Annotated in this window: 21 protein-coding genes and 1 pseudogene; 4 read left to right on the forward strand and 18 right to left on the reverse strand. The window is 39.0% G+C overall.

Translation table 11 applies throughout. The features are described 5' to 3' along the window. A pseudogene (locus SB717_RS14140) lies at positions 1-190 on the forward strand (NAD(P)/FAD-dependent oxidoreductase); the annotation flags it as partial. Between the two features lie 45 nt (positions 191-235). Here the strand turns inward: SB717_RS14140 and SB717_RS14145 are convergent. From SB717_RS14145 to SB717_RS14160, 4 genes are all read right to left on the reverse strand, one after another. Further along, positions 236-1192 carry an AEC family transporter gene (locus SB717_RS14145; protein WP_074680819.1) on the reverse strand — a complete coding sequence of 319 codons (957 nt, stop codon included), beginning with the start codon at positions 1190-1192 and terminating at the stop codon, positions 236-238. Positions 1193-1204: 12 nt separating this feature from the next. Beyond that, positions 1205-2908: an NAD-dependent malic enzyme gene (locus tag SB717_RS14150; protein ID WP_410903984.1), complete on the reverse strand. Its 1704-nt coding sequence runs from the start codon at positions 2906-2908 to the stop codon at positions 1205-1207. Between the two features lie 240 nt (positions 2909-3148). Beyond that, positions 3149-4600 (reverse strand): M20 family metallopeptidase, encoded by a 1452-nt coding sequence (locus SB717_RS14155; protein WP_410903985.1) that lies wholly within the window; start codon positions 4598-4600, stop codon positions 3149-3151. Positions 4601-4622: 22 nt separating this feature from the next. Next, positions 4623-5846 (reverse strand): MFS transporter, encoded by a 1224-nt coding sequence (locus tag SB717_RS14160; protein WP_410903986.1) that lies wholly within the window; start codon positions 5844-5846, stop codon positions 4623-4625. A 169-nt stretch (positions 5847-6015) separates the two neighbouring features. Here SB717_RS14160 and SB717_RS14165 point away from each other — a divergent pair, with 169 nt between their 5' ends. After that, complete coding sequence (locus SB717_RS14165) at positions 6016-8094, forward strand: helix-turn-helix domain-containing protein (protein ID WP_410903987.1); 2079 nt, start codon at positions 6016-6018, stop codon at positions 8092-8094. A gap of 17 nt (positions 8095-8111) precedes the next feature. Here SB717_RS14165 and SB717_RS14170 read toward each other — a convergent pair whose 3' ends face one another. The 4 genes from SB717_RS14170 to SB717_RS14185 are packed head-to-tail and all read right to left on the reverse strand — an operon-like array spanning position 8112 to position 10850. Next, entirely contained in the window at positions 8112-8582 is a 471-nt protein-coding gene (locus tag SB717_RS14170; protein WP_410903988.1) for a hypothetical protein, read from the reverse strand. A gap of 21 nt (positions 8583-8603) precedes the next feature. Then, positions 8604-8828, reverse strand: coding sequence for a non-oxidative hydroxyarylic acid decarboxylases subunit D (locus SB717_RS14175; protein WP_013083432.1), 225 nt, complete (start codon positions 8826-8828; stop codon positions 8604-8606). A gap of 16 nt (positions 8829-8844) precedes the next feature. After that, positions 8845-10266 (reverse strand): non-oxidative hydroxyarylic acid decarboxylases subunit C, encoded by a 1422-nt coding sequence (locus SB717_RS14180; protein WP_074680809.1) that lies wholly within the window; start codon positions 10264-10266, stop codon positions 8845-8847. A 2-nt stretch (positions 10267-10268) separates the two neighbouring features. Further along, positions 10269-10850, reverse strand: coding sequence for a non-oxidative hydroxyarylic acid decarboxylases subunit B (locus tag SB717_RS14185; RefSeq protein ID WP_074680807.1), 582 nt, complete (start codon positions 10848-10850; stop codon positions 10269-10271). A gap of 113 nt (positions 10851-10963) precedes the next feature. On the opposite strand from SB717_RS14185, the gene SB717_RS14190 reads away from it, so the two are divergent. Beyond that, the gene (locus SB717_RS14190; RefSeq protein WP_410903989.1) at positions 10964-11833 is read left to right on the forward strand and encodes a LysR family transcriptional regulator; all 870 of its coding nucleotides are present in this window, start codon (positions 10964-10966) and stop codon (positions 11831-11833) included. Positions 11834-11902: 69 nt separating this feature from the next. Here the strand turns inward: SB717_RS14190 and SB717_RS14195 are convergent, their stop codons facing one another. The 4 genes from SB717_RS14195 to SB717_RS14210 form a co-directional block, all read right to left on the reverse strand. Beyond that, positions 11903-12859 (reverse strand): AEC family transporter, encoded by a 957-nt coding sequence (locus SB717_RS14195; protein ID WP_029322155.1) that lies wholly within the window; start codon positions 12857-12859, stop codon positions 11903-11905. 707 nt (positions 12860-13566) lie between these two features. Then, positions 13567-13971, reverse strand: coding sequence for a YkvA family protein (locus SB717_RS14200; protein ID WP_057236131.1), 405 nt, complete (start codon positions 13969-13971; stop codon positions 13567-13569). Positions 13972-14070: 99 nt separating this feature from the next. Next, entirely contained in the window at positions 14071-14352 is a 282-nt protein-coding gene (locus SB717_RS14205; RefSeq protein ID WP_410903990.1) for a hypothetical protein, read from the reverse strand. Between the two features lie 88 nt (positions 14353-14440). Beyond that, positions 14441-15082 (reverse strand): DUF1796 family putative cysteine peptidase, encoded by a 642-nt coding sequence (locus tag SB717_RS14210; protein ID WP_235915101.1) that lies wholly within the window; start codon positions 15080-15082, stop codon positions 14441-14443. Between the two features lie 228 nt (positions 15083-15310). On the opposite strand from SB717_RS14210, the gene SB717_RS14215 reads away from it, so the two are divergent. After that, positions 15311-16315 carry an LLM class flavin-dependent oxidoreductase gene (locus tag SB717_RS14215; protein WP_410903991.1) on the forward strand — a complete coding sequence of 335 codons (1005 nt, stop codon included), beginning with the start codon at positions 15311-15313 and terminating at the stop codon, positions 16313-16315. 27 nt (positions 16316-16342) lie between these two features. Here the strand turns inward: SB717_RS14215 and SB717_RS14220 are convergent, their stop codons facing one another. The 6 genes from SB717_RS14220 to SB717_RS14245 all read right to left on the reverse strand — a co-directional run bounded on the left by SB717_RS14220 (position 16343) and on the right by SB717_RS14245 (position 23058). Beyond that, a complete protein-coding gene (locus tag SB717_RS14220) occupies positions 16343-17662 on the reverse strand; it encodes a (Fe-S)-binding protein (RefSeq protein WP_098621961.1) in 1320 nt (439 codons plus the stop codon). Next, positions 17659-19071: a glycolate oxidase subunit GlcD gene (gene glcD / locus SB717_RS14225; protein WP_074680795.1), complete on the reverse strand. Its 1413-nt coding sequence runs from the start codon at positions 19069-19071 to the stop codon at positions 17659-17661. The genes SB717_RS14220 and glcD overlap by 4 nt, the downstream gene beginning before the upstream one ends. A 131-nt stretch (positions 19072-19202) precedes the next feature. Next, complete coding sequence (locus SB717_RS14230; RefSeq protein WP_410903992.1) at positions 19203-20315, reverse strand: CdaR family transcriptional regulator; 1113 nt, start codon at positions 20313-20315, stop codon at positions 19203-19205. 71 nt (positions 20316-20386) lie between these two features. Next, entirely contained in the window at positions 20387-20959 is a 573-nt protein-coding gene (locus SB717_RS14235) for a DJ-1/PfpI family protein (protein ID WP_410903993.1), read from the reverse strand. 122 nt (positions 20960-21081) lie between these two features. Then, positions 21082-21408 (reverse strand): IDEAL domain-containing protein, encoded by a 327-nt coding sequence (locus SB717_RS14240; protein WP_028413094.1) that lies wholly within the window; start codon positions 21406-21408, stop codon positions 21082-21084. Positions 21409-21624: 216 nt separating this feature from the next. Next, positions 21625-23058 carry a GntP family permease gene (locus SB717_RS14245; RefSeq protein WP_013083445.1) on the reverse strand — a complete coding sequence of 478 codons (1434 nt, stop codon included), beginning with the start codon at positions 23056-23058 and terminating at the stop codon, positions 21625-21627. Between the last annotated feature and the right edge of the window lies 1 nt (position 23059).

Below are 23059 nucleotides of genomic sequence, written 5' to 3' on the forward strand. Positions count from 1 at the left end.
CGGCGGAGCAATGGAATCATTCGTTCCTGTCTTCTCTGGTACACTAGGAAGTCTTGGACGCAAAGATGCAATTGGTACAATCGGCGGAAACAAAACGCAATTAAAAGGTTTACCAGCATCACTTATGAAAGAAGCAAGTAACGTTCGTTACTTATCTCATATCAAAGGATTATTTGCATTAGCTTATTAATCCGTCTTAAAACGAAAGAGGAATTCTCCTCTTTCGTTTTTTTATTTACATAAGCCAAGAAATAAGAAGCGGCAGCGTAATCAACGATAAAATAGCACTAATGACAAAAGCAGACGCCGTTTCATTTTCCAAGCTTTCAAACCGCAAAGCAATCATCGCAGCTACAGCAGACCCAGGAAAAGCTACCAGCAAAATAGCTTTTGTCACTTCATCTGAAGACAACCCTATCCATACTGCAATTCCGAGCATAACGATCGGTTGAACCGCTACTTTTAAGACGGCGATCCCAAGCGCGCCTTTACTGAAGTTAATTTTTCCAATTCCAATCGTTACTCCTACAGCAAACAAAGCTGCTCCTGATGTGATACTTCCGATTTGATCAAGCATATCCTGTAACAGTTTAGGTGACTGAAAGCCGCAAAGCGTTAAAATCACTCCAATTAACGGGACACATGCCAAAGGCTCAGATAAACCATGCAAAATGGAATGAATCGTTACTTTGAATAAACTTGTTTTCTCTTCCCCTTCTTTTCGCCCCCGTTGTCCAACGGTTCCTAAAATCGTTGCCAGCGGATCTAAAATCGCGTTTACTACGATTCCTGTTATGGCAATTGGAATCGCTACGGCGCCTGCACCGAACAATCCTCCAAGTACTGGAATGCCCATAAAAGCAAACGTTGGCTGAGCTGAGTTTAGAGCAAACATAGAAGAAGAAGTTAACGTATGCTTCCCTGCATACTTCACGACAAGCAATATAATGAGGTAAAACCCGACGATGCCTAAAATCAGCGCTACTAAAAACGGCCATTCGTCTATGAGTGTTTTTCTTGGCGTTGTCGTTACACCTACAAATAAGTGTGCAGGAAGCGCAAACTTCGTTACTAATGTGTTGAGCCCCTTAGACGTTTGCTTATCAAATTTTTTAAAGTGCCCTGCTAAATAACCAAGCAAAATGACAAAAAAGATAGGCGCGAGAATGAGAAAAATTTGACCTATGCTCATTTATCATTCACCTCATTCATTTTTTGCCTTAACCGGTTTATAAACAGGCTGCCATACCGCTGCTTCTACAAGTTCAGTTACATTTTTTTCGGTAACAGTTGCTACGTTATCTTTTACAGCAGCATCAGCAACTGCTACAGCAACCGCTTTTGATACTTTTTGAAGATCTTTAATGTTGGGAAGAAGCGTATCTCCTTTTGTATCTGTTTCTGCTATACGCGCTACTGCATTGGCTGCTTCTGCAAACATAGATTCAGTAAACTTTTGAGCGCGAACCACAATTGCACCTAAACCAAGACCCGGAAACACAAACGCATTATTAGCCTGTCCGATTTCATAAGTGTGTCCGTTATATTCAACGGGTTCAAATGGACTTCCCGTTGCAATCAGGGCTTTTCCTTCCGTCCATTTTATAATATTTTCCGGAACAGCTTCAGCAAGTTTAGTTGGGTTTGAAAGCGGCATAATCACCGGACGCTCTACATGCTTTGCCATTTCTTTAATAATTTCTTCGGTAAAAGCATCCGTGACGCCTGACGTTCCAATTAAAATCGTCGGCTTCACTTGCTTGACAAGCTCCAACAGTGAAATTTTATTTTCATCGTCTTTTTCCCATTCTTTAATCTCTTCATTTTGGCGAACATACGGCTGTTGAAAAGGAGCTAAATCTTCCATATCTTCGGTTAACAGACCTCTGTAATCATATGCCCAAAAACGATCATATGCTTCTTCTTCAGACAGCCCTTCAAGCATCATCGCACTATGAATACGATCAGCATTTCCAATTCCAGCAGATCCCGGTCCAAATACAACAACTCTCTGATCTTTTAGGGGCGTTCCTGTAATACGCACCGCTGTTAAAACGGCTGCAAGAGTAATTACTCCCGTTCCTTGAATATCATCATTAAACGTTAAAATTTTATCGCCGTATTCTTTCATAATGTGACGCGCGTTAATATTCCCAAGATCCTCCCAATGAAGAAGCGCTTTAGGAAACTTGGTCGTTATTTCTTTTACAAATTGAGCAATAAAGCGATTATAGTCTTCTCCTTTTACTCGTTCATGACGATTTCCTAAGTACAAAGGATCTTGAAGAAGCTTTTTATTATTGGTTCCCATGTCAAGAACAACAGGCAGTACGCGGCTTGGGTCAATTCCCGCTGCCGCTGTGTAGACCGCTAACTTTCCAACGGCAATATTTATTCCTCCTACACCCCAGTCCCCAATGCCGAGAATACTTTCTGAATCCGTTACAACAAGCAAATCAATATCTTCGCTGTCGAGTCCTAAGTTTTCAATCGCCTCACTTAATCGATCCGCTTCATTTACGGATAAATATAGTCCGTCAGGTCGATGGTATTCATGACTGTATTCTTGAATGGATTGACCTACAGTAGGTGTGTAAATAATGGGAAGCATTTCACTTAAATGATCGGTTAATAAACGATAAAATAAGACGACGTTCCGGTTATGTAGATCATTCAACGAATTATTTTTTTGAAGATCATTCGGTGCTTTTTTGAACTGCTCATATGCTCTTTTTGCCTGTTCTTCTAACGTTAAAACCGTTGGAGGAAGAAGTCCCTGCAGATGAAGGTTTTCTCTTTCTTCTTCAGTAAAAGCAGAACCTTTATTTAAATAAGAAGTGGATAAAACTGATTTTCCTTTTAGTGAAGTTAAAATTGACCCATCTTTTTCTACTTTATATGCTCTCATGTTTTTTTACCTCTTTTCCTAAACAATTAGATAGGGTTAGGTTCAGCAAAGAGATATATTTTTAACCATTTATTTTTAATGAAAACAAAAAAAAGATTGAGCCATAACTACATCAATCCAATCTAAAGACGAACAAACGGAATAAATGAAACCTGTGTTCAACCTAACAATAAAAAAATCCGAACGATTTAGCGTTCGGATCTTCCTTACACCAAAATACGTTTTTCCCCGCCTCGTTTTTTATACCACGCTGTAGTCTTCCTCCTCACTTTCTGAGTAATTAGGTGGCTGTATATAGGAAGGCACAAGACATTCATAGCTTTCCCCTTCTAGCCTATCCTCCAGCTCTTGTTTCGCTTGACTAATCAGCTCTTGATTTTCTATCATTTCAATCGCCGTAGCCGCGATGGCTTTTCCAGCCAATAACATCGCATCGTGGGCATACTCCGTTTTCCCTTGAGCAACAGCTTGCCATGTATGAAACGGCGTAGCATAAGCCCACGTTGCAGTCACGCACTGTGCAGTGGGAACATTCCAGCTAACGTCTGCGACATCAGTTGATCCTGTCATGAAGGAAACATTTTTAGACATAGGAGCAATTTGGTTGAAGACTGGATGATCCGCTAAAGCTCTGTCTAGCAGTGAACCCACTTGTTTTTTTGCTGCTTCTTTATCTTCGGTGGATGTAGACTCGTAAATAGCTTTGGCAAAAGCTACTTCTTCATGTTTCACTTCAGCCAAATTTATCTGCATCATTTGCTTATGCATCAGCTGCTCCATTGTTTGATTGGGAATTAGATTAGCGCAGGCTCCTTGAATTTCCTGTTCCATTTGTGTTTCAGTCATTAAAGCCGCTCCCTTTGCAATTTTCACAACCCGTTCATAAAGTTCTTTTACTTGAGATGGCTTCGGAGCACGAATTAAGTACATGACTTCCGCTTCTGCTTGAACAACATTAGGAGAAATGCCTCCGCTGTTTGTAATGGCATAGTGTACGCGCGCTTCATCTATCATATGTTCACGCATATAATTCACACCAATATTCATCAACTCTACAGCGTCTAAAGCGCTTCTGCCAAGGTGAGGACTAGCAGCTGCATGACTGCTTCTTCCTTTAAATTTAAAAGTTGCTTGCATAACCGCATTCGATGACGTATGCATAACACCATTAACGGTAGCGGGATGCCATGAAAACGCGACGTCTACATCTTGAAAAAATCCTTCTCGTACCATATACGTCTTTCCGTAACCACTTTCTTCGGCTGGACATCCATAGTATCGAACGGTCCCCGGGACATTTTTTTCTTTTAAATATTCTTTGACAGCAAGCGCAGCTGCTAGTGAGCCTACGCCAAGTAAGTTATGTCCACACCCATGGCCATTTCCATTTTTTTTGACTGGATCTGCTACTGCACACTTATCTTTTTGACTCAGCCCGGTAAGCGCATCATATTCACCGAGAATAGCGATAATCGGGTAACCATGCCCGTAACTTCCAATAAAACCTGTTTCAAGGTTCGCAATATGTGTACGAAGCGTAAACTCTTCTTTTTCTAACATGTCGCAAATCAGCTGTGCCGACTTATACTCTTCAAACCTCGTTTCTGCATATTCCCATATTTGATCACTGATTTGAGTCAGCTCGTGTCGCTTTTTTTCAATAAGGTGTTCTACTTCTTTAATAATATCCATGAGATACTCTCCTTTTTCTTCATTATTTAACAGCATTTTGTGCGTCCACTACCACTTTTGCAGGTCGAATCGAAAACAACGAAATAGCACAGACAAGAGCGCAGATAATTAATAAAGCAAATGCTGCATTATACGACCCGCCAAACGATTGTACTAAAAAGCCAATGAGCATCGGTGTTAATACGCCGGCTGCTTGAGCTCCTGTATTGATAAAACCATTTGCTGAACCGACCACTGATTCAGGTAACATTTTTAAAGGAGCTGAAGCGATTAAAATTACATTAAACGAAAACAGCAAGGTGACTGCACTTTGAAAACCGATAAACATGCCTACGCTAGGTGAAATGGCCATGAAGCAAAGAAAAATACCCATCAGTAAACCAAACACCGCCGCTATCGTCTTGTCTTTTCCATCCGGAAGCTTGTCTAAAACAAAGCCGCTAACAAACATTCCTATAATGCCTACAAATGCTGGGATAGCGGAAAGAAAACCGATGTCCGTTAAATTCAGATGTCTTACTTCGGCTAAATATGTAGGCATCCACGACATGAGCCCCCAGTTAATGGCGTAGATACTGAAGTATGCAATAAATAAATTCCAAATCATCGGAGTTTTGATAATTTCTTTTAATGTCATCTGCTTAGCAGGAATAGCAGAAGTCTCTGTTTTTCCTCTCTGCTGCTTTTCTTTTAGTAAAAAAACAAACAGAACTGTAATAACGAGTCCGATGGCTCCTATGATATAAAAGATACTTCTCCAGCTTATCGTTTGCATCAGCTGCGTCGCTAGAATTGGTGTAACCACGCCCATAATCGTACCTGACGATAATAAGAAGGACATGGCTCTACTGCGTTCTTGCTGAGGAAACCACCCTGCGATTCCTTTTGATGCAGATGGAAAATAACTCCCTTCCCCTAAACCAAATAAAAAGCGAATGATAATAATAGAAGCAAAAGACCAGGCCATTCCGGTAAAAACCGTAAACAAAGACCATAAAAGCACGGCGATTGTAATGACTTTTTTAAATCCAAAGCGGTCTGCTAGCCACCCCCCAGGTATTTGCATCAGTGCGTATCCTGCAAAAAAGCTGCTTAAGATGATGCCTGTAGAAGAAGCATTCAGATGTAGATCTTTCGAAATATCTAAAATAGCGTAATTAATAATAAAACGATCTAAGTTTCCAAGCGACCAGCCTAAAAATAATAAAAATAAAATGACGTATTTCCAGTTCGACCTTGCTAGCATAAATGCACTCATCTCCTTTTTATTCCATTTAATGTAATGTTTTGTAACAAATCAATTCGTTATATAAATATTAAAAAATTCTGACTATTTTTTCAATGTGTATTTCTATATAATAAGAACTATAACTATGTATTTTTTTACATTAAGTAGTCTATAAGGGGTTGTTAACATGAGTGATTTATTAGCTAATGTGAAAGGTTATCTTACATCTATTATCAAAAATAGTCCTTATCAGATTTGGGCAAGTATTGATTCTGCAAATTTCAATATGATTTTTTCCAGTTCTTCATGCTTATCTCTACTTTATGCTCCTCCCACTAGTCTACATAACGGCAGTGATTCCTTTCAAAAGCATACGGCATATGAAGAGTTCGAGGAAATTTACTTATCCTTTCCAAATCGCTATGCGTTTGTTGTTCGCATATTTGCCAAGCATTACTGGACACCCCCACAAATAAAACAGCTATCGGCTACCTTTTCTCCTTATGTGCTGCAAAAAAAGCTAGAGCGGCATGAGCACATTTTAAACGTGCTTATGAAAAGCATTAAGGAAATCTCACTTTTACAAGACTCAGATTATCTATTAACAAGAATTCTTGAAAATGCTCTTTCAGTTATTTCTGTTGCGGATATGGGCGTGCTGTGGATGTTTGATTCTTCCACTCAATTTCTTTTGCCTCGCGCCTGGTCCGGGGGGCCAAACAATGAAATTCAACACATGAGAATGAAAGTTGGCGAAGGAATTATCGGAAAGACATTTCAGCATAATAAAAGCTATATGTATACGAACTTAAAAGATATATTACGCGATTCTTCTACTATGACTGACGATAATATTCATTATCTTAATCAGTCCTATACGTTTACAAACATTCAATCTATTATTTCTGTCCCCATTTGTATGGAAGAACAGACGGTATGCGTGCTCATTATTTATCAAAATGGTAAAACCCCTCTTTTAAATGAAGAGGATAAAGAATTGTTAGAAAGCTTTTCCGATCAAGTATCGATTGCTCTCTTAAACTCAGCGCTTTTTGAAGATGTAAAAAAACAAAATAAACTTTTAATACGCCGCGATCAAATTCATCGCACCTTCATGAATGTTTCACTTCAAAGTAAAGGAATTGAACCAATACTTACCGAATTGCGCCGAATGGTTACATCTCCTGTCACCATTGTAGATTTTGTTGATAATAAGACCTATGGCTTCTTGAAATTCTTTGATATAGACACAAAAACAGCTGAATTTCACACACATTTTCTTTCACATACAAAGCCTTGTTTTTATACTATTGAGGCAAACAATGAGGCACACAGTGTTTATATTCACCCCATACACGGCATTGACACGCTCTTAGGGTTACTTATTATGCAGGCAAATCAAGGAGATCTTTCCTCTCTAGATCAAGTGGCACTCGAACAAAGCAGCTCTGTTATTGCATTAGAAATGCTGAAAAAACAAACGTTAGTTGATTTATTTTACAAGCGAACACATGAATTATTTAGTGAATACTTATCGTGTTATGACACCACTTTGCTGTATCAAAAAGCAGCTGAGCTAAATATTGATACAAAAAAGCATATTCTAGTCGTTCTCATTACCATTCGTTCACAAGCAGACCTGCAGCTCTTAAACTTACACCTTCATCGCCTTGTATCTGACATCAAATCGGTTTTCAGCTCAAAAGCACCGGTCGTATACGGGTTCGACACCAAAGTAACCATTGTATTTACGCTTGACCCTTATGAAAAACAGCATGCTATTATCAAACAATTAGAGGATTTACTCTCAAAATGGCGTTACTACAATGAATGTCATGTAAAAACAGGGATTGGAAGTCGTTATTCTCATTTTACTCAAATAGGAAAAAGTTATAGTGAAGCTGAAAAAGCTATCTCTTACCTTCTGTCTCAGCAGCAAGATGGATGCATGTTATATGAGGAAATAGGAATTAACCGGCTATTTATTAATCAATCGAAAGAAGAAGTCAAAACCTTTATTGATGAAGTATTTCTCCCTCTTAAGAACAATCATTTAAACGACGAATCTTTAGAGCAAACGCTAGAAGCGTATTTCGATAATAACCGCTCTGCTTCACTTACAGCTAAGCAGCTTCATATTCATGTTAATACACTCTATCAGCGGTTGAAAAAAATCGAAGAAAAAATGAACATATCATTTACGAACAGTGAACACCTATTAAAAGTTCAGCTAGCATGCTATTTAAAAAAATTTCACTACAGCTAAAAAACCGATTCTTATTTTTAAGAATCGGTTTTTTCGGTAGAAAGAACAGCCTCAATTGATTGCTTCCAACGGTTCAGTACCTCTTTGGAATCATGAAGCTGAAATTGAATTCCTGATGTTAAAACTGCATATTTTGCGTAATCTTCTTTAACAGCGGCTACTTCTCCCGTAAATAGCTCATAGCCTGATAACACAGGAGCTTCTTTTTTCAGCGAAAATTTAATGTAATAAGCTTTTCCTTCAACAACTAATGTAACGGTTGCCTTATGATTCTGTATCATGTTTGTTGAAGATGTTGTATCTTTCCATACTAACAGCTTGACGCGTGAAGAGCTAATAGCTATCAGCTCTCCTGCGCTAATCATTGCTACATGAGGAAAGCCCTCGGATGTCACTGTAGATAGCAACATCGCATCATGCTGCTTCCTTTCTAGATCTTTTCCATTTAAAAATACGCGCACGGCTTTTGGCAGCTCTGCTTTATTCATTTTACGTACCACCTTTGCTGATTAAGATCGGGGTGGCACAGGAGGAACGTGCGTTGCCAGCGGTACGTCTTTTGGATTGACTTTAAATGGTCGAGGGTATTTTTCAGGGTTGGTGATCGTCTCAGGCTCAGAAGAACGCCAGGTAAACAAACACACGTTGCATAAGTAAATCTCCCAGGCTCCTTCAACTGGTGATTTAGATACTAAGTTCGCTTGTTTGGCTTCACATCTTGGACAAGTATGCATGTCGATTCCTCCTTGTTTATTTTTGCATCATATTCGTTAAGATTTTTTCCCATTTTTCAGTTTGAAGTGGTGTATCTAAAGGCTGAGAATAGTGGCCTCTTGTTTCCGGTGCAACCGGTGTTGTAGCATCCAAAATCATTTTATCTGTAATACCAGCCGGCTCAGATCCGGGATCAAGTGGCAGAACTGAAAGATTAGGCACTGTTATAACATCGTGTTTTGGGTGCATTTTTGTCGATAGCGCCCACATGACTTGCGGTAAATTAAACGGATCCACATCTTCGTCTACTAAAATAACTAGCTTGCAATATCCTAATCCATGCGGCGTAGTCAATGCCCTCATACCAACCGCCTTAGCAAATCCTCCGTATCGGCTTTTTGTTGAAACGATAGCAACGAGACCATGAGTATACATCGCGTTCACAGCTTCAATCTCTTCAGGATATGCTTCTTTTAGCTGCTGATATAAAGGAACGCTTGTATTGATTCCAATTAAATAATCTGTTTCTGTCCAAGGCATACCGATATATAAACTTTCAAAAATAGGATCTTTACGATGGTATACGCGATTGATTTTGATAACAGGCATGCTTCTGCCACCGGAGTAATGACCTGTAAATTCACCAAAAGGACCTTCATATTCACGTTCACCAGCTAAAATTTCTCCCTCTAAAATCACTTCTGCTCCCCAAGGTACATCTAAATCAGAAAGCTGAGACTTCACAATTCTGTATGGCTCACCTTGAATAGCTCCTGCCATTTCATACTCTGATTGATCGTAATGAAGCGGCGTAGCGGCTGCTGTGACAATCGCAGGTTCACATCCTAAAGCAATTGATACAGGGAGGTTTTCGCCTTTTTCTTCGGCTTGTTTCAAGTGAATGGCAATATCATGCTGTGGCACAGGTTGAATGCCTAGACGGTCTTTCCCTTTGACCTGCATACGATATATACCTACGTTTTGTTTGCCGAAGTTCTCCTTATCATGCTGATCACGAGAAATAACGCACGCTTTATCTAGATAGTAGCCTCCGTCTCCTTGATTCAAGCGAAACAATGGCAAAAGATCGAATAAGTTAATATCATCTTTAATTTCACACTCATGAAATGGCGCTGTTTCTTCTCTTTTTACTTTGACAGGAAATTTTTCATATCTCCGAGCAAACTCGAAGAACTGTTCTTTTACAGGAGTTGATTTAGGCAATCCCATCATTAACGCGTGATTTGACCAGGAACCCATTACGTTTAGGGCTACCTTTGCGTTGTTATATCCATAAATATTTGTAAATAATAATCCTGGCGTTTGATCTCCTAAATTACTGATGGCTTGACCTGCTGAACCTAAATCTGGATCTGGCTGCACTTCATCTGTAATCGTCAGCAGCTGCCCTTCTTTATGTAACGTATCAAGGAAATCTCTAAAGTCTTTATAAGCCATGTTTATTTTCCTCCTTGTGATAAATGTTTAATTCCATTCCATCTTTTTGCCTCAGGAAGCTCAATTCCTAATTGATCTAACGTTCGAACAGCAATATGCGTGACAAGATCATCAATTGTCTCAGGTTTGTTATAAAAAGCTGGCATAGGAGGCACGAGGATAGCGCCCATTTTTGAAAGATCCAGCATGTTTTCTAAATGAATCGTATTCAAAGGCGTTTCTCGAGGAAGTAGCACCAGTGGCTTTCTTTCTTTTAACATCACATCTGCCGTTCTTGCTATTAAGTTATCTGCTAGTCCCATTCGAATAGATGCTAATGTTTTCATGCTGCAAGGACTTACAATCATTCCGTCTATACGAAATGAACCGCTCGAAATTTTTGCTGCTTGATCTTGATATGAATAACAATAATCTGCTAGCGCTTCTACTTGCTGAACGCTGTACGGTGTCTCCAGCTTAATTGTGGCATGAGCCCAAGACGACATGACTAAATGCGTCTCCACAGAAGTCTTCTTTAAAAGCTCTAAAATTCGAATACCTAAAATCGCTCCCGTGGCTCCTGTTATTCCTACAGCTATTTTCATTTCTTTTCCTCCTCTCTGCTTTGGTTACACATTTAACTTTACACGTATTTTCCATACAATTAAAATATTGATAAAGTATATAATAATACCTTTAAAGTATGGAGTTGAATACAGTGGAATTAAGACAGCTGCATTATTTTATTATCATAGCTGAAGAATTAAATGTGACCAAAGCAGCAAAGCGCCTGCATATGGCTCAGCCTCCTTTAAGCAGGCAGCTAAAACAGCTCGAAAATGAGCTAGGCCTTTTGCTTTTTGAACGAAACAATAACAAGCGCTTATTGTTAACGGCTGAAGGAGAGCTTTTTTTAAAACGAGCGAAAGAAATTGTGCAAAGGGTCGAAAAATCAGTACTAGAAGTACAGGAATGTAAAAACGTAACAAATGAAAAGCTTGAAATCGGATGTACGATCTACTGTGCATCAACGGTGCTCGACAAGCTAACTCTTATTCAAAAACAGTATCCAAACAGCACATTTAACATCTATGAAAACGAACCAGCTCACTTAAACGAATTATTAACGGAAGGAAAAATCGATGTAGCAGTCACTACTACTGACTTACCTTATAAACATGTCAAAACAAAAACACTTGCACCAGATGTTTTTGTTGTAGCCATTCCCAAAGAAAGTGGTTATGCAACAGAAAAGATTTCAGTCGCTGAAATTGCTTCTCTCCCTCTTATTCTTCTTCGTTCAAATCGGGAAATAAGCATATACAATCGCATTATAAAAGAATTTGAAAAGATGGATATAACACCTAATATTTTATGCGAATGCCATGACTCAGCGATGCTTCTTAATTTAGTATGTCGTGGCCTTGGTGCTGCCATTGTTCCTTATTCAATGCTTTCCTCTTTTTCACTAGAACATATTAAAATTTTAAACATAGAAGATAATCCATTTGTAATTGAACCTTTAGTTACGTGGCGTACCGACAGTTATCTTCCCAAAATCGCTCAAGAATTTTTAAAGCTTTTTTAAGTATAGATGCACAAAAAAAGGCTTTGCTAAAATAGCAAAGCCTTTTTTGTTCTATATCCATATATGTGATTACATTAACCAAGAAATTAACAGCGGTAATGTAACAAGTGACATAATGGCACTAAGTACGAATGCTGAAGCTGTTTCACCAGCTAAGCTGTCAAAGCGAACTGAAATCATCGCTGCTACAGCTGAACCTGGGAACGCTACTAATAATACTAATTTTACGATGTCAGCTGATGATAGACCCATTGCTGTTGCAATTCCTAACATTACAAGCGGCTGAATAGCCACTTTTAGAATGGCAATACCAAATGCCGCTGGGCTAAATTGAATTTTACGGATACCAATTGTTACCCCAACTGCGAATAGTGCCGCACCAGATGTAATTGAACCGATTTGATCTAAGCTGCTTGATAGTAAATCCGGAGCTTGGAAGCCGCATAATACTAATATTACTGCAATTAAAGGAACACAGGCTAACGGCTCAGAAAGACCGTGTAAGATTGATTTAATCGTTACTTTAAATAAGCTTTCTTCTGAATCGCCTTCACTTCTTTCACGTTGTCCAACCGTACCAATAATAGTTGCTAAAGGATCAAGCATCGCATTTACTACGATACCAGTAATGGCAATTGGAATTGCTACTACATCCGCGCCAAACAAGCTACCTAATACTGGAATACCCATAAACGCAAACGTTGGCTGCGTAGAGTTTAAAGAGAACATAGACGCGCCTGTTAAAGAGTATTTGAATACATATTTTGCAACAAGTAAGAAAAGAACATAAAATCCAATAATACCAAGAACTAATGCTAATAAAAACGGCCATTTTTCAATAAGCGTTTGTTTTGATGTTGTCGTAATACCAACGAATAGATGTGCAGGTAACGCAAATTTTGTTACAAGCGTATTTAACCCTTTAGATGTTGTTGCATCAAACTTTTTAAAGTACCCTGCTAAATAACCTAGCAAAATAACAAAAAAGATTGGGGTTAAAATAATAAAGATTTGACTAATTTCCATTTTTGAACACTCCATTGTTTAGATTAGAATCAATCATATAAATTTGCTTTCTTAGAAAGATAATTATCTTCTAAGGCTTGTCTATGGATATTGTTTACGTCAGGCCATTCATCTCCCTTTTTGCTAAACATCTCTACAAATATGAAGTAACGTATAATGGTTCATGAAAACGCATGGACTTTGTTTTTCTGCAATCATTTATTTACTTCGAAGCTGTTCATTTAGTTAACATCAAATCACACAAAACTTGTCATACAATACAGTAACTCTACAACCTTAGCAAAAACTTGTCATACAATCATGTTGTTTGCTTACTTAGGCTGAAAAAAAACACCTTCAAATGAAAGATGCTTAATCTTGTGACGAAAGAAAGCTACTTCTGATTGATGAGGAAGAATCTCTAAGAGTTTGAAACTCTCAGTTAAAAAGTTCCATAATTTCACAAAGTTTTTACAAACCATCTTACTTATTTGTATATTGCTTTCTGTGACGAATTTATGAACATGTTTTAACTTAACATTTGTAGGGCAATTATTCAATTACATTGATTAAAATTTTAATGAAAAAAATATTTTAATCCTGTTTTTTTTACATAAAACGGATTAGAATAGTCACAAAGACCTATATATTAACGGTTAAAAAGAAGATGATTCATCTATCACCTTCTTTTGCTCACTTTATTTAATAATTACATTTCGATCATAACGTTACTTTATTTTAGCATCAATAATGGAAAAATTGTGGTCTTCTGAAAACCACGTTTTAATTTTTTCTTTTGCTTTCAGTTTAACACCTTCATCAATGTACATGGCAACTTGAATCAATGCAAGCCCTAGAGCTCCTAAATCATCTGTAAATCCAACTCCTGCTGCGAAGTCCGGAATTAAATCTAAAGGAAGAATAAAATAACCTAACGCTCCTATAATGACTGCTTTTGCTTTTGGGGGAATATCAGGTTTTTGCAGCGTGTAGTATAAAAGCAATACGGCATAAACAACGTTTGCTCCCGCTTTTTTACCAAACTTTTTAAGCTTGTCCCAAAATTTTTCTTCCGAATAATATTTGGCTGTTTCCTCTGTCCGAACGGGTACAATTTCTTGTTTCTCTTCCATATCGATCACCCTTTCATCACCATATGTACTTATTATAAACGATTATCTCTACCGAATTCCATTGAGAGCTTAAACTCCATAAACCTGCACAAAGCAGGTTTATGAATTTTTTAATGAGTAATGCTTCATAACAATGGTAACTAAGTCATTCAGCGCTGTTTCACTTTTAGAATGATTTTCAAACTGCTGAATGAGATCCATATGTTCAAGGAGCATTTCGTAATTACCCGTCATCTTTCTCAGAACTTCATATGCGGAACTATTCAAATCCACTTGTATTTTCAAATCCTCCAGCTGTACTAGATACTCATTCCAGCGCTGGTCTTGTTCTAGCAGCAGCCATACAATTTCTTTTATCGCCTTCCGCATATTGGACTCCATCTTTTCATCTCCTTTGATACACAGATATAACAAAGTCTATGAAAAAAACGAGCTTTTTCATTCCCGTATTAAACAAAAAGAGTTTCTTTTATTTTATAACAAGCCCGCTTAAGAGCTCTTCCCATACTGTATCATCGCGCAGCACGTCCATTGAAAAAATAGGTGCATGTAAGACACATGTACAAGGCAAGTCCCAGTTAGCCTCGGACAAAAGTTCTTTTTCGCTGTTTGTCAGCAGCAGTATATAGAAATCGTTTTTGACCATTCCCTTTAAAATATTCTCTAATTCTTTCGCTTCTTCATACGTTCCGCCCATACGAATAAACAATATACAAGAACTGGTCTCCATCGACGTTAAAAACCGCTCCGTTCTCCGTTCATATTTTTCTTTGACTTCATTATATGAAAGCCAGTTAGTCTCTGTATTAATAGACGACGGAAAATCATGAGCAGAATCAATTTGATACACCTTATCACGCAGTCTAAGCGTGGAACCATCTCCGAAAGAACTGACATAGGTTAAGTGTTCATATACAAATAAGTCTTTACAGCGATGTTTCAACAGCTGGTTAACATAAGAAAGAGAAATGCTAATACACCAATCAATCACGCCGGCTTGTTTTCGCAAAGCATATTTTTTCATGTATATCCCTGGAAAACAGTTATAGCCTAAACTGTATATCATATCGTACTGCTTGCTTTTTAGTTCATTTAAAGTAACCATATTCATCTTCCCTTCTACTATAAAATATGACAGCTTTTTATAGAAAGAGGCGGCTTCTGCCTTATATCGTACAAGCTTTTTGTTTCTCAAAAGCTTGTGTAAATAAAGAACAATAACGTAAAGGAAAATAACCGAAGCAAAATATTTTGGAACTCGAAAGATTATTGTTAAAATACTTGTATTCCATTGAAATAACAAGGCCTATGAAGTCTTTAAAGAAAGAAGATGAAATTGATGAGTAAAGCATTAAAAGATATTCCGATTTCTGTATTGGATCTTTCTCCTGTAGTTGAAGGAGGAACTGTATCTGACTCACTTAGAAATACATTAGATTTAGCTCAGCACGCTGAAAAAGGGGGGTATAACCGCTACTGGCTAGCTGAACATCATAATATGACAGGTATCGCAAGCTCCGCTACATCTGTTGTAATTGGTCATGTCGCTGCAGGCACGTCACGCATTCGCGTAGGCTCTGGCGGTATTATGCTTCCTAACCATTCTCCGCTTGTTATTGCTGAGCATTTTGGCACGCTTGAATCACTATTTCCAGGACGTATTGATTTAGGCTTAGGAAGAGCGCCAGGGACAGATCAGCTGACAGCACAGGCACTGCGACGCGACCGCAGAAGCGACGGCAGTGACTTCCCAGAACAGCTGGCTGAACTGCAAGAATACTTTAAACCGGCTTCAGAAAGTCAGATGCGCGTTAAAGCTGTTCCAGGTCAAGGTTTAAATATTCCGATTTGGCTGCTTGGCTCAAGCGGTTTTAGCGCACAGCTTTCTGCACAGCTAGGCTTACCATTTTCATTTGCAAGTCACTTCTCACCTAATAATACAATGACAGCTCTTAACATGTATCGCCGTTATTTTAAGCCGTCCGACGTGTTAGAGAAACCATATGCAATGTTAGGTGTAAACGTAATCGCTGCTGATACAGATAGAGAAGCTGAACGTTTGGCTACTTCTATGCAACAGCAGTTTCTAAATTTAATTCGAAACACACCGGGTAAACTAAAAGCTCCTGTGGATAATATGGATGAACTATGGACTGACTTTGAAAAAGCTTCTCTTCAACAGCAGCTGGGCTCTTCTATTGTCGGAAGTCCTGAGACGATTAAAGTCAAGCTGGAACAGTTTATTGAAGAAACAGAAGCAGATGAACTGATGATTAACGCTCAAATTTATGATCACAAAGCTCGCCTTCGTTCGTACGAAATTGTTTCTCAGCTGTTCAAATAATAAAAAGGCCGGACACGTCCGGCCTTTTTATTTGCTTTCTACTGCTTCAAGAAGTAAATCTGCAAGATGAACGGCCCTTACACTTTCTTCTACTCCTTCTCTAACTACCCCTAGCTTCATTTGAATGAGACAGCCCGGGTTTGCTGTTACAATCGTATGTGCATGCGCTTCTTTCACTTTTTCCATTTTATAATCTAAAATTTGCATAGACATCTCTTGTTCCGTTAGATTATAAATACCAGCTGAGCCACAGCAATGATCCGCATTTTCCATTTCATTAAACACCGTTCCGTTAATCGCTTGAATTAGCCTTCTCGGTGCGCTGGACGTTTTCATCACGTTTCTCAAATGACACGAGTCTTGATACGTAATAATTTGACTTGGAAGCGATAACTTTTGTTTTTCCACAAACTGCTGCTGCAATAAAATCTCTGAAAAATCTTTGACTTTGGCAGAAAAAGCAGCTGCTCTTTCTTTCCATTCCGGTTCCTCTTTTAATAAATGATCGTATTCTACCAACAGCGCACCGCAGCCTCCTGCATTAAGAACAATATCATCCGCTTGAATAGATTCAAACGCCATGATGTTTTGCTTCGCTAACTTCTTTGCCTGATCTTTTTCTCCTCCGTGCGCATGCAGTGCGCCACAGCATGTCTGCACTTCTGGTATGACGACCTTACACCCCGCTTTTTGTAAAAGTGCAATCGTCGCGTTGTTTGTTTCCATGAACATCGTATCCATTAAACACCCTGTAAAAAAAGCAACCGTACGCTCTCTTGTTCCTTCTGCTTCAAATAAAAAGGGACGTTTCTTCATTTCTTTTTTTGTTGGCACAGGCGGAAGCGTTTTTTCCATTTGCGCTAGATTACCAGGAAGGACATTTAGTATGTTTGTTTTTTGAACAGCTTTTTGCAAGCCGCTTCTTTGATAGAAAGCAAGCAGAGAATGTACATTTTTTAATCGTTCTTTATGCGGGAAAAGCTGCTCAAACACCATATGTCTGAGCGCTTTTACCGGCCATTTATGTCTTTTCTTCTGCTGAATAATATCACGCGCTTCTTCTAATAAGTGTCCATACTTCACACCCGAAGGACAAACAGGCTCACACGCTCGGCAGCCCAGGCAAAGATTCAATTGCTTTTCAACGGATTCATCAGGTTCAATAAGTCCGTCTACCACTCCTTTCATTAAAGCAATTCTTCCCCGTGGTGACGCTGCTTCATATTGATTCGTTTGTCCATACGTCGGACAGCTTGGCAAACAAAAACCGCATCTCATACAATTCATTAGCTCATCATAATCTAACCGTTCTTTAAACGCTTGCTGAATGTCTTTTGTCGCCGTCATGAACGAACCACCACTCTTTTTCTCGTGTCTTTAGCAAAAATTTTCCCTGGATTCATAATTCCTTGCGGATCCAAAGCATACTTAATTGCTTTCATCGCGGCTACTCCTTCTCCGCCCATCTTCAACGCCAAATACGGTGCTTTCATTTCTCCCACTCCGTGTTCACCTGTAATCGTTCCTCCAAGCTCAATGGCTTTATGAAAAATTGCTTCAAAAGCTTGTTCAACGCGGTGAAGCTCTTCTTCATCACGTGCATCCGTTAAACAAGTCGGATGCAGATTTCCGTCTCCCGCATGACCAAACGTACAGATTTTAACGTTATATGTTACAGCAATTTCGTTAATGGCTTTGACCATTTCACTAATTTTAGAACGAGGGACAGTTGCGTCTTCTAAAATCGTCGTTGGCTTCATTCGTGCTAAAGCAGAAAGAGCTGATCTTCTTGCTGTACTTAACGCTTCTGCTTCTGCTTGCGAAGCCGCTACTTTTACTGATACAGCGCTTCCTTCACTGCAGATGCGTGAAATCATTTCCATATCCCGACTCACTACTTCTGGCGGTCCGTCTTGTTCAATCAATAAGACAGCGTTTACATCCGTTGGGAGACCAACTTGTGCAAAATCTTCTACTACCTCACACGTCGGCTGATCTAAAAATTCAAGCGTAGCTGGAATAATTTTATGTGCAATAATAGCTGAAACGGTCTTAGCGGCTGCATCCATGTCTTCAAACAGCGCAAGCAGAGTTTGTTTTGTTTCAGGTATTGGAATGAGCTTTAAAATCGCTTCTGTCACGACGCCAAGCGTTCCTTCAGAACCAACAAACAAGTTCGTTAAATCGTAGCCAGCTACATCTTTAGCCAGCTTGCCTCCCGTCTTAATACAGTCACCGTTTGCAAGAATTACTTCAAGCCCAAGAACGTAATCTTTTGTTACGCCGTATTTTAAGCCTCGTAATCCTCCTGAGCACTCATTGATGTTTCCTCCAATGGTTGATATTTTCATAGAGCTTGGATCAGGAGGATAAAATAAACCTTTTGCCTCTACGGCGTTAATTAAGTCTAACGTGATAACACCTGGCTGCACGGTAGCGGTTAAATTTTCTTCATCAATTTCCAAAATTTTATTCATTCGGTTAAATGTAAGAACAATTCCGCCTTGCGTTGGACACGTTCCCGCGCTTAAATTTGTACCTGAACCTCTTGGCACAATAGGAACATGATCTTCATTGCATATCGTTAAAATTCTTTTCACTTGATCTTTGTTTTCAGGCATAATAACTGCATCAGGAAGCGACTGAAAGTTAGGGGTTGCGTCATAAGAATATACGAGTCTTGCTTCACTGCTATCTTGAAAGTTGGCCGATCCTACAACTTCAATGAGCTTTGCTTTTGTTCGTTCATTAAGCATAACGTTCCTCCTTATATGTATCTCTTACTCTTATTATAGTTGCAGAAGCAATGAGGGACTATGGATAAAGAACTAAAAAAAAGCGCTTCAAAAACTTATTTTTTGTATGTTCATCTAATGAATAGCGCACTTTATTCTAGTAGAGACAGCGCAAGGTGAAAAAGCGTGAGACCCTTTACACTTTTAGGATCAATGTCTGTGAGTTCTTTCATTTGCTTCAAGCGGTAATGAAGCGTATTGATATGAATATGTAAATCAACTGCCGTTTTTTTTAATGATTGATCATTGGATAAATAGCATTTCAACGTTTCAAGCAGCTCTTTTTCTTTTAAGAGAGCGGAAAGCACTCGACTCAAGAATTCCTTTTTTACAGGTTCAGAAACATCTTCTAAAATCATGTCCATCAGTAGCTCCTCATAAAAAACAACGGCTTGACGTTTTGAAGCTACTTTAAGCGCTTTTTTTGCTTCTTCATATGAAGCATGCAAATTAAATTGCTCCGCTGGCTTTCCTACACCAATAGTGATGATAACTTGGTTGTTTGCTTGAATGTACTGCTGACATTTTTTTAATTCTTCTTTAAATCCTTGTCTTACCTTTTCACCTACCGCTTCTTTCAGTAAAAGCAAGCGATCGTATCCCCAATTTGCGATATAATCTCCTTCACCTTTATGACTTTCAAACCAGTAGCGAATCATTTCTTGTACTTGCTGCTGCTTATTTTTCGAAAGAGATGAATCAAATTGAAACAGCGTGCAGCAGTAAGAACTGTCTACTTGCACTCCTAAAATATGGCCTCGTTCAATAAATTCTGCATCTACCTGCTGGCTATAAATCCATTCACGAAAAAAAGCTTCTACTCCTTTATTTTCCCATTCCTTCGCTTCTATATAGTATGCTTCGCGAATAATTAACTCTGTTAACCTTCGAATAATGTCTGCAAAAGGCTCAACAGCTTCCGGAGTACCTGTAATGCCAATAACGCCAATAATGTCTCCTTGATAACTGATGGGCAAGTTAATACCTGGCTTAACTCCTTTTAAATCCGCTGCTTCTTTTTTGGAGATATATAGTTTTTGCTTTTTTTGCATCACGTTCCACGCGCCTTCGTGAAAAAAACCAACCCGCTTTTCTTCTGTAGACGCAATAATAATTCCGCGTATATCCGTTACAATTACATGTTCTTTCATCACAAGCTGTACTTCTTTTATAATTTTCTTCGATAGTTCAGACACTAGCTGCACGTTGTCTACACCTCATCTATAATCAATTAAAAGAGCTGAAAGAATTCTTTTCTCTCAGCCCGCGTTTTTTATTATGCGTTCACTTTTTCAGCTTTTTTTAGCACGTTAAAAAACTCTTTCATAAATTTAGGTAAATCCGGCCAAGCTTGTCCGGTTACTAGGTTTCTGTCTACGTGAAGCGTCTGTTCAATAAATACAGCACCCGCCGCTTCTACTTCCGGTCGGCAAGCAGGATACGCTGTCACTTCTCTGTCTTGCAGATACTCTCTAACCGTCGTTAATACGAGCTGACCATGACAAATAACGCCTAAAGGTTTATTTTCTTTTAAAAAATGCGCGGCAATTTCCTGAACTTGTGTGTTCATTCGAATGTATTCAGGCGCCCGTCCTCCAGGAATAATAAGACCATCATAATCGGCAGGATCCACTTCATCGACAGAAGCGTGAGAATCAATTTTATATCCCGTTTTCTCTGTGAATGTTTCCATTTCTGGAAGAAAATCATGAACAACCGTTTGGAGCTTCTTTTTCACGGGAGAAGCAATGGTACACTGAATATCTTCTTCTAAACAGCGATAATACGGATAAAAAACTTCTAATGCCTCCACGGCATCTCCTGTTAAAATCAAGACACGTTTACTCATCTTTTATCACCTTTTCTTTCTTAATGTTGTCACTTACTTCTTCTCGCAAGCGGCTTTTCATTCCTGCTTTTCCCCTATGAATAATAAAAAAAAGCAGGGCCTTCATTCCTTTACTAGGAATGTCAGCCTTGCTTTTTATCTTGTACTCTTTTTAATTCAGCTGTTAATTCAATAAACCACGCTTCGTCTTTTGTTAGCAGCGCAAGATCAATCAATGAAAGAATCTGCTCTTCGTGCGCCGTTTTTTGAAGGGGCAGCTTCTCTATTTTTTCATCCATCATTCCAATGGTTGTGCCGACCATTTTTTCATCATCACTTTTTACAACGTTGATTAGTGCTGCTTTTTTAGATGGATTAATCGTTTTTATATATCCGTATATAAGTTCACCGTCGCGAGACTTTCCTTTGACCCAGTCGCCTACTTTTAAATTTCCTTCAAATAGCTTCACAGTCATTCTCCTTTCTTCATAAACATGCTAAGAATTAATGTAACGGCATATAGTATTGCAGAAAGTATTGTAATCATAATACTTACAGTTTAGAAAGTCAAAGAATCTGTTTTCGAGCCAAAAGCTTGATATACAACTAAATCGCTGCAACAATAAAAAGATCCGAACGATTTATCGTTCGGATCTTTCTTCAACTACACTCAGCCTCTTTATTTGTTATACGAGTCCAGTTAAGCTGTAGATTCCAATGATTAAGAAACATGCAAGTGTTTTTATAACAGTGATGGCAAAAATATCTCGGTAAGACTGCTTGTGTGTTAACCCGGTAATAGCAAGCAGGGTAATAACGGCTCCGTTATGAGGAAGCGTATCCATACCGCCTGATGCCATCGCTACAACTCTGTGCATAACTTCAGGAGGAATGTTGTACTGATTAATAGCTTCTACATACTTATCTCCCATTGCACTAAGCGCAATTCCCATACCTCCAGAAGCAGAGCCTGTAATACCGGCTAAAATGTTTGTCGTAACGGCTCCATTGACAAGCGGATTTGTAAAGGTATGTGAAATACCATCACGAACGGTTGCAAAGCCAGGCAGAGATGAAATAACGCCTCCAAAGCCATACTCAGCTCCCGTGTTCATCGCAGCGAGAAGCGCTCCGCCAATACTTGCGTTAAGACCCGCTTGGAAACCGGTGGTCACTCTCTTCCAGTCATACGCAATCGTTGTGATAATTCCAATAACAAGTGCCAATTCCACTGACCAAATACCGACAACTGCGGTTAAATCTACTTTTCCGAACGCTTCAAGACCGATTTTGGCAAAATCAAAACCGTCTGGGTACCACTTTGGAATAGAAACTGTGAAAAATTTGTTTGCAACCCCTACAAGCACAAGCGGAACAAATGCTAAAATCTGTCTTGCTACGCTAGGTTCATATTTAGGTTCTGTAGAAGGCACAGACTCTTTTTCTAGCTCTGCAGCAGCCGCTAGTTCATTATTAAATCCGTAGTAGCCTTCTCCAGCTTTTCTTGCTTTTTTGCTTCGGCTTTCTAAATACCAAAGACCTAAGCTAAAGACAATAACCGATCCGATAATCCCCAGTGTCGGAGCAGCATAGATGTCTGTTTTAAAAAAAGTCGTTGGGATAACGTTTTGAATTTGCGGTGTACCCGGAAGTGCATCCATGGTAAAGGAAATAGCTCCTAGTGCAATCGTTCCCGGTACTAATCGTTTTGGAATATTCGCTTCGCGGAATAAGTTAGCCGCAAACGGATAAACTGCAAACGCAACAACGAATAAACTTACGCCGCTGTAGGTTAAGATTGCCCCCATTAAAACAATAGCCAAGATGGCGCGTTTAGCCCCTACTACTTTAACAATTGTTTTCGCAATCGACTCAGCGACTCCAGACATTTCAACCATCTTTCCGAAGACTGCTCCTAATAGAAAGACAGGGAAGTAGTTTTTAATAAACCCAACCATTTTCTCCATAAAAACGTTTGAGAAAAACGGGAGTGCATAGCTTGGTTCCGTTAAAATAACGGCTAGCAGCGCACAAAGTGGAGCAAACAAAATAACTGAAAATCCGCGGTAAGCAACCAGCATCAAAAGCCCCAGAGACAGCAAAATAATCAGCAAATCCATA

This window comes from Priestia sp. SIMBA_032 (assembly GCF_046535215.1).
Taxonomy (GTDB): Bacteria; Bacillota; Bacilli; order Bacillales; family Bacillaceae_H; genus Priestia; species Priestia aryabhattai.

What these genes read in the sequence shown, in the direction of transcription:
- SB717_RS14145 (WP_074680819.1), bottom strand. Translation starts at nt 1,192, where the DNA reads ATGAGCATAGGTCAAATTTTTCTCATTCTCGCGCCTATCTTTTTTGTC.
- SB717_RS14150 (WP_410903984.1), bottom strand. Translation starts at nt 2,908, where the DNA reads ATGAGAGCATATAAAGTAGAAAAAGATGGGTCAATTTTAACTTCACTA.
- SB717_RS14155 (WP_410903985.1), bottom strand. Translation starts at nt 4,600, where the DNA reads ATGGATATTATTAAAGAAGTAGAACACCTTATTGAAAAAAAGCGACAC.
- SB717_RS14160 (WP_410903986.1), bottom strand. Translation starts at nt 5,846, where the DNA reads ATGCTAGCAAGGTCGAACTGGAAATACGTCATTTTATTTTTATTATTT.
- SB717_RS14165 (WP_410903987.1), top strand. Translation starts at nt 6,016, where the DNA reads ATGAGTGATTTATTAGCTAATGTGAAAGGTTATCTTACATCTATTATC.
- SB717_RS14170 (WP_410903988.1), bottom strand. Translation starts at nt 8,582, where the DNA reads ATGAATAAAGCAGAGCTGCCAAAAGCCGTGCGCGTATTTTTAAATGGA.
- SB717_RS14175 (WP_013083432.1), bottom strand. Translation starts at nt 8,828, where the DNA reads ATGCATACTTGTCCAAGATGTGAAGCCAAACAAGCGAACTTAGTATCT.
- SB717_RS14180 (WP_074680809.1), bottom strand. Translation starts at nt 10,266, where the DNA reads ATGGCTTATAAAGACTTTAGAGATTTCCTTGATACGTTACATAAAGAA.
- SB717_RS14185 (WP_074680807.1), bottom strand. Translation starts at nt 10,850, where the DNA reads ATGAAAATAGCTGTAGGAATAACAGGAGCCACGGGAGCGATTTTAGGT.
- SB717_RS14195 (WP_029322155.1), bottom strand. Translation starts at nt 12,859, where the DNA reads ATGGAAATTAGTCAAATCTTTATTATTTTAACCCCAATCTTTTTTGTT.
- SB717_RS14200 (WP_057236131.1), bottom strand. Translation starts at nt 13,971, where the DNA reads ATGGAAGAGAAACAAGAAATTGTACCCGTTCGGACAGAGGAAACAGCC.
- SB717_RS14205 (WP_410903990.1), bottom strand. Translation starts at nt 14,352, where the DNA reads ATGGAGTCCAATATGCGGAAGGCGATAAAAGAAATTGTATGGCTGCTG.
- SB717_RS14210 (WP_235915101.1), bottom strand. Translation starts at nt 15,082, where the DNA reads ATGAATATGGTTACTTTAAATGAACTAAAAAGCAAGCAGTACGATATG.
- SB717_RS14215 (WP_410903991.1), top strand. Translation starts at nt 15,311, where the DNA reads ATGAGTAAAGCATTAAAAGATATTCCGATTTCTGTATTGGATCTTTCT.
- SB717_RS14220 (WP_098621961.1), bottom strand. Translation starts at nt 17,662, where the DNA reads ATGACGGCGACAAAAGACATTCAGCAAGCGTTTAAAGAACGGTTAGAT.
- glcD (WP_074680795.1), bottom strand. Translation starts at nt 19,071, where the DNA reads ATGCTTAATGAACGAACAAAAGCAAAGCTCATTGAAGTTGTAGGATCG.
- SB717_RS14235 (WP_410903993.1), bottom strand. Translation starts at nt 20,959, where the DNA reads ATGAGTAAACGTGTCTTGATTTTAACAGGAGATGCCGTGGAGGCATTA.
- SB717_RS14245 (WP_013083445.1), bottom strand. Translation starts at nt 23,058, where the DNA reads ATGGATTTGCTGATTATTTTGCTGTCTCTGGGGCTTTTGATGCTGGTT.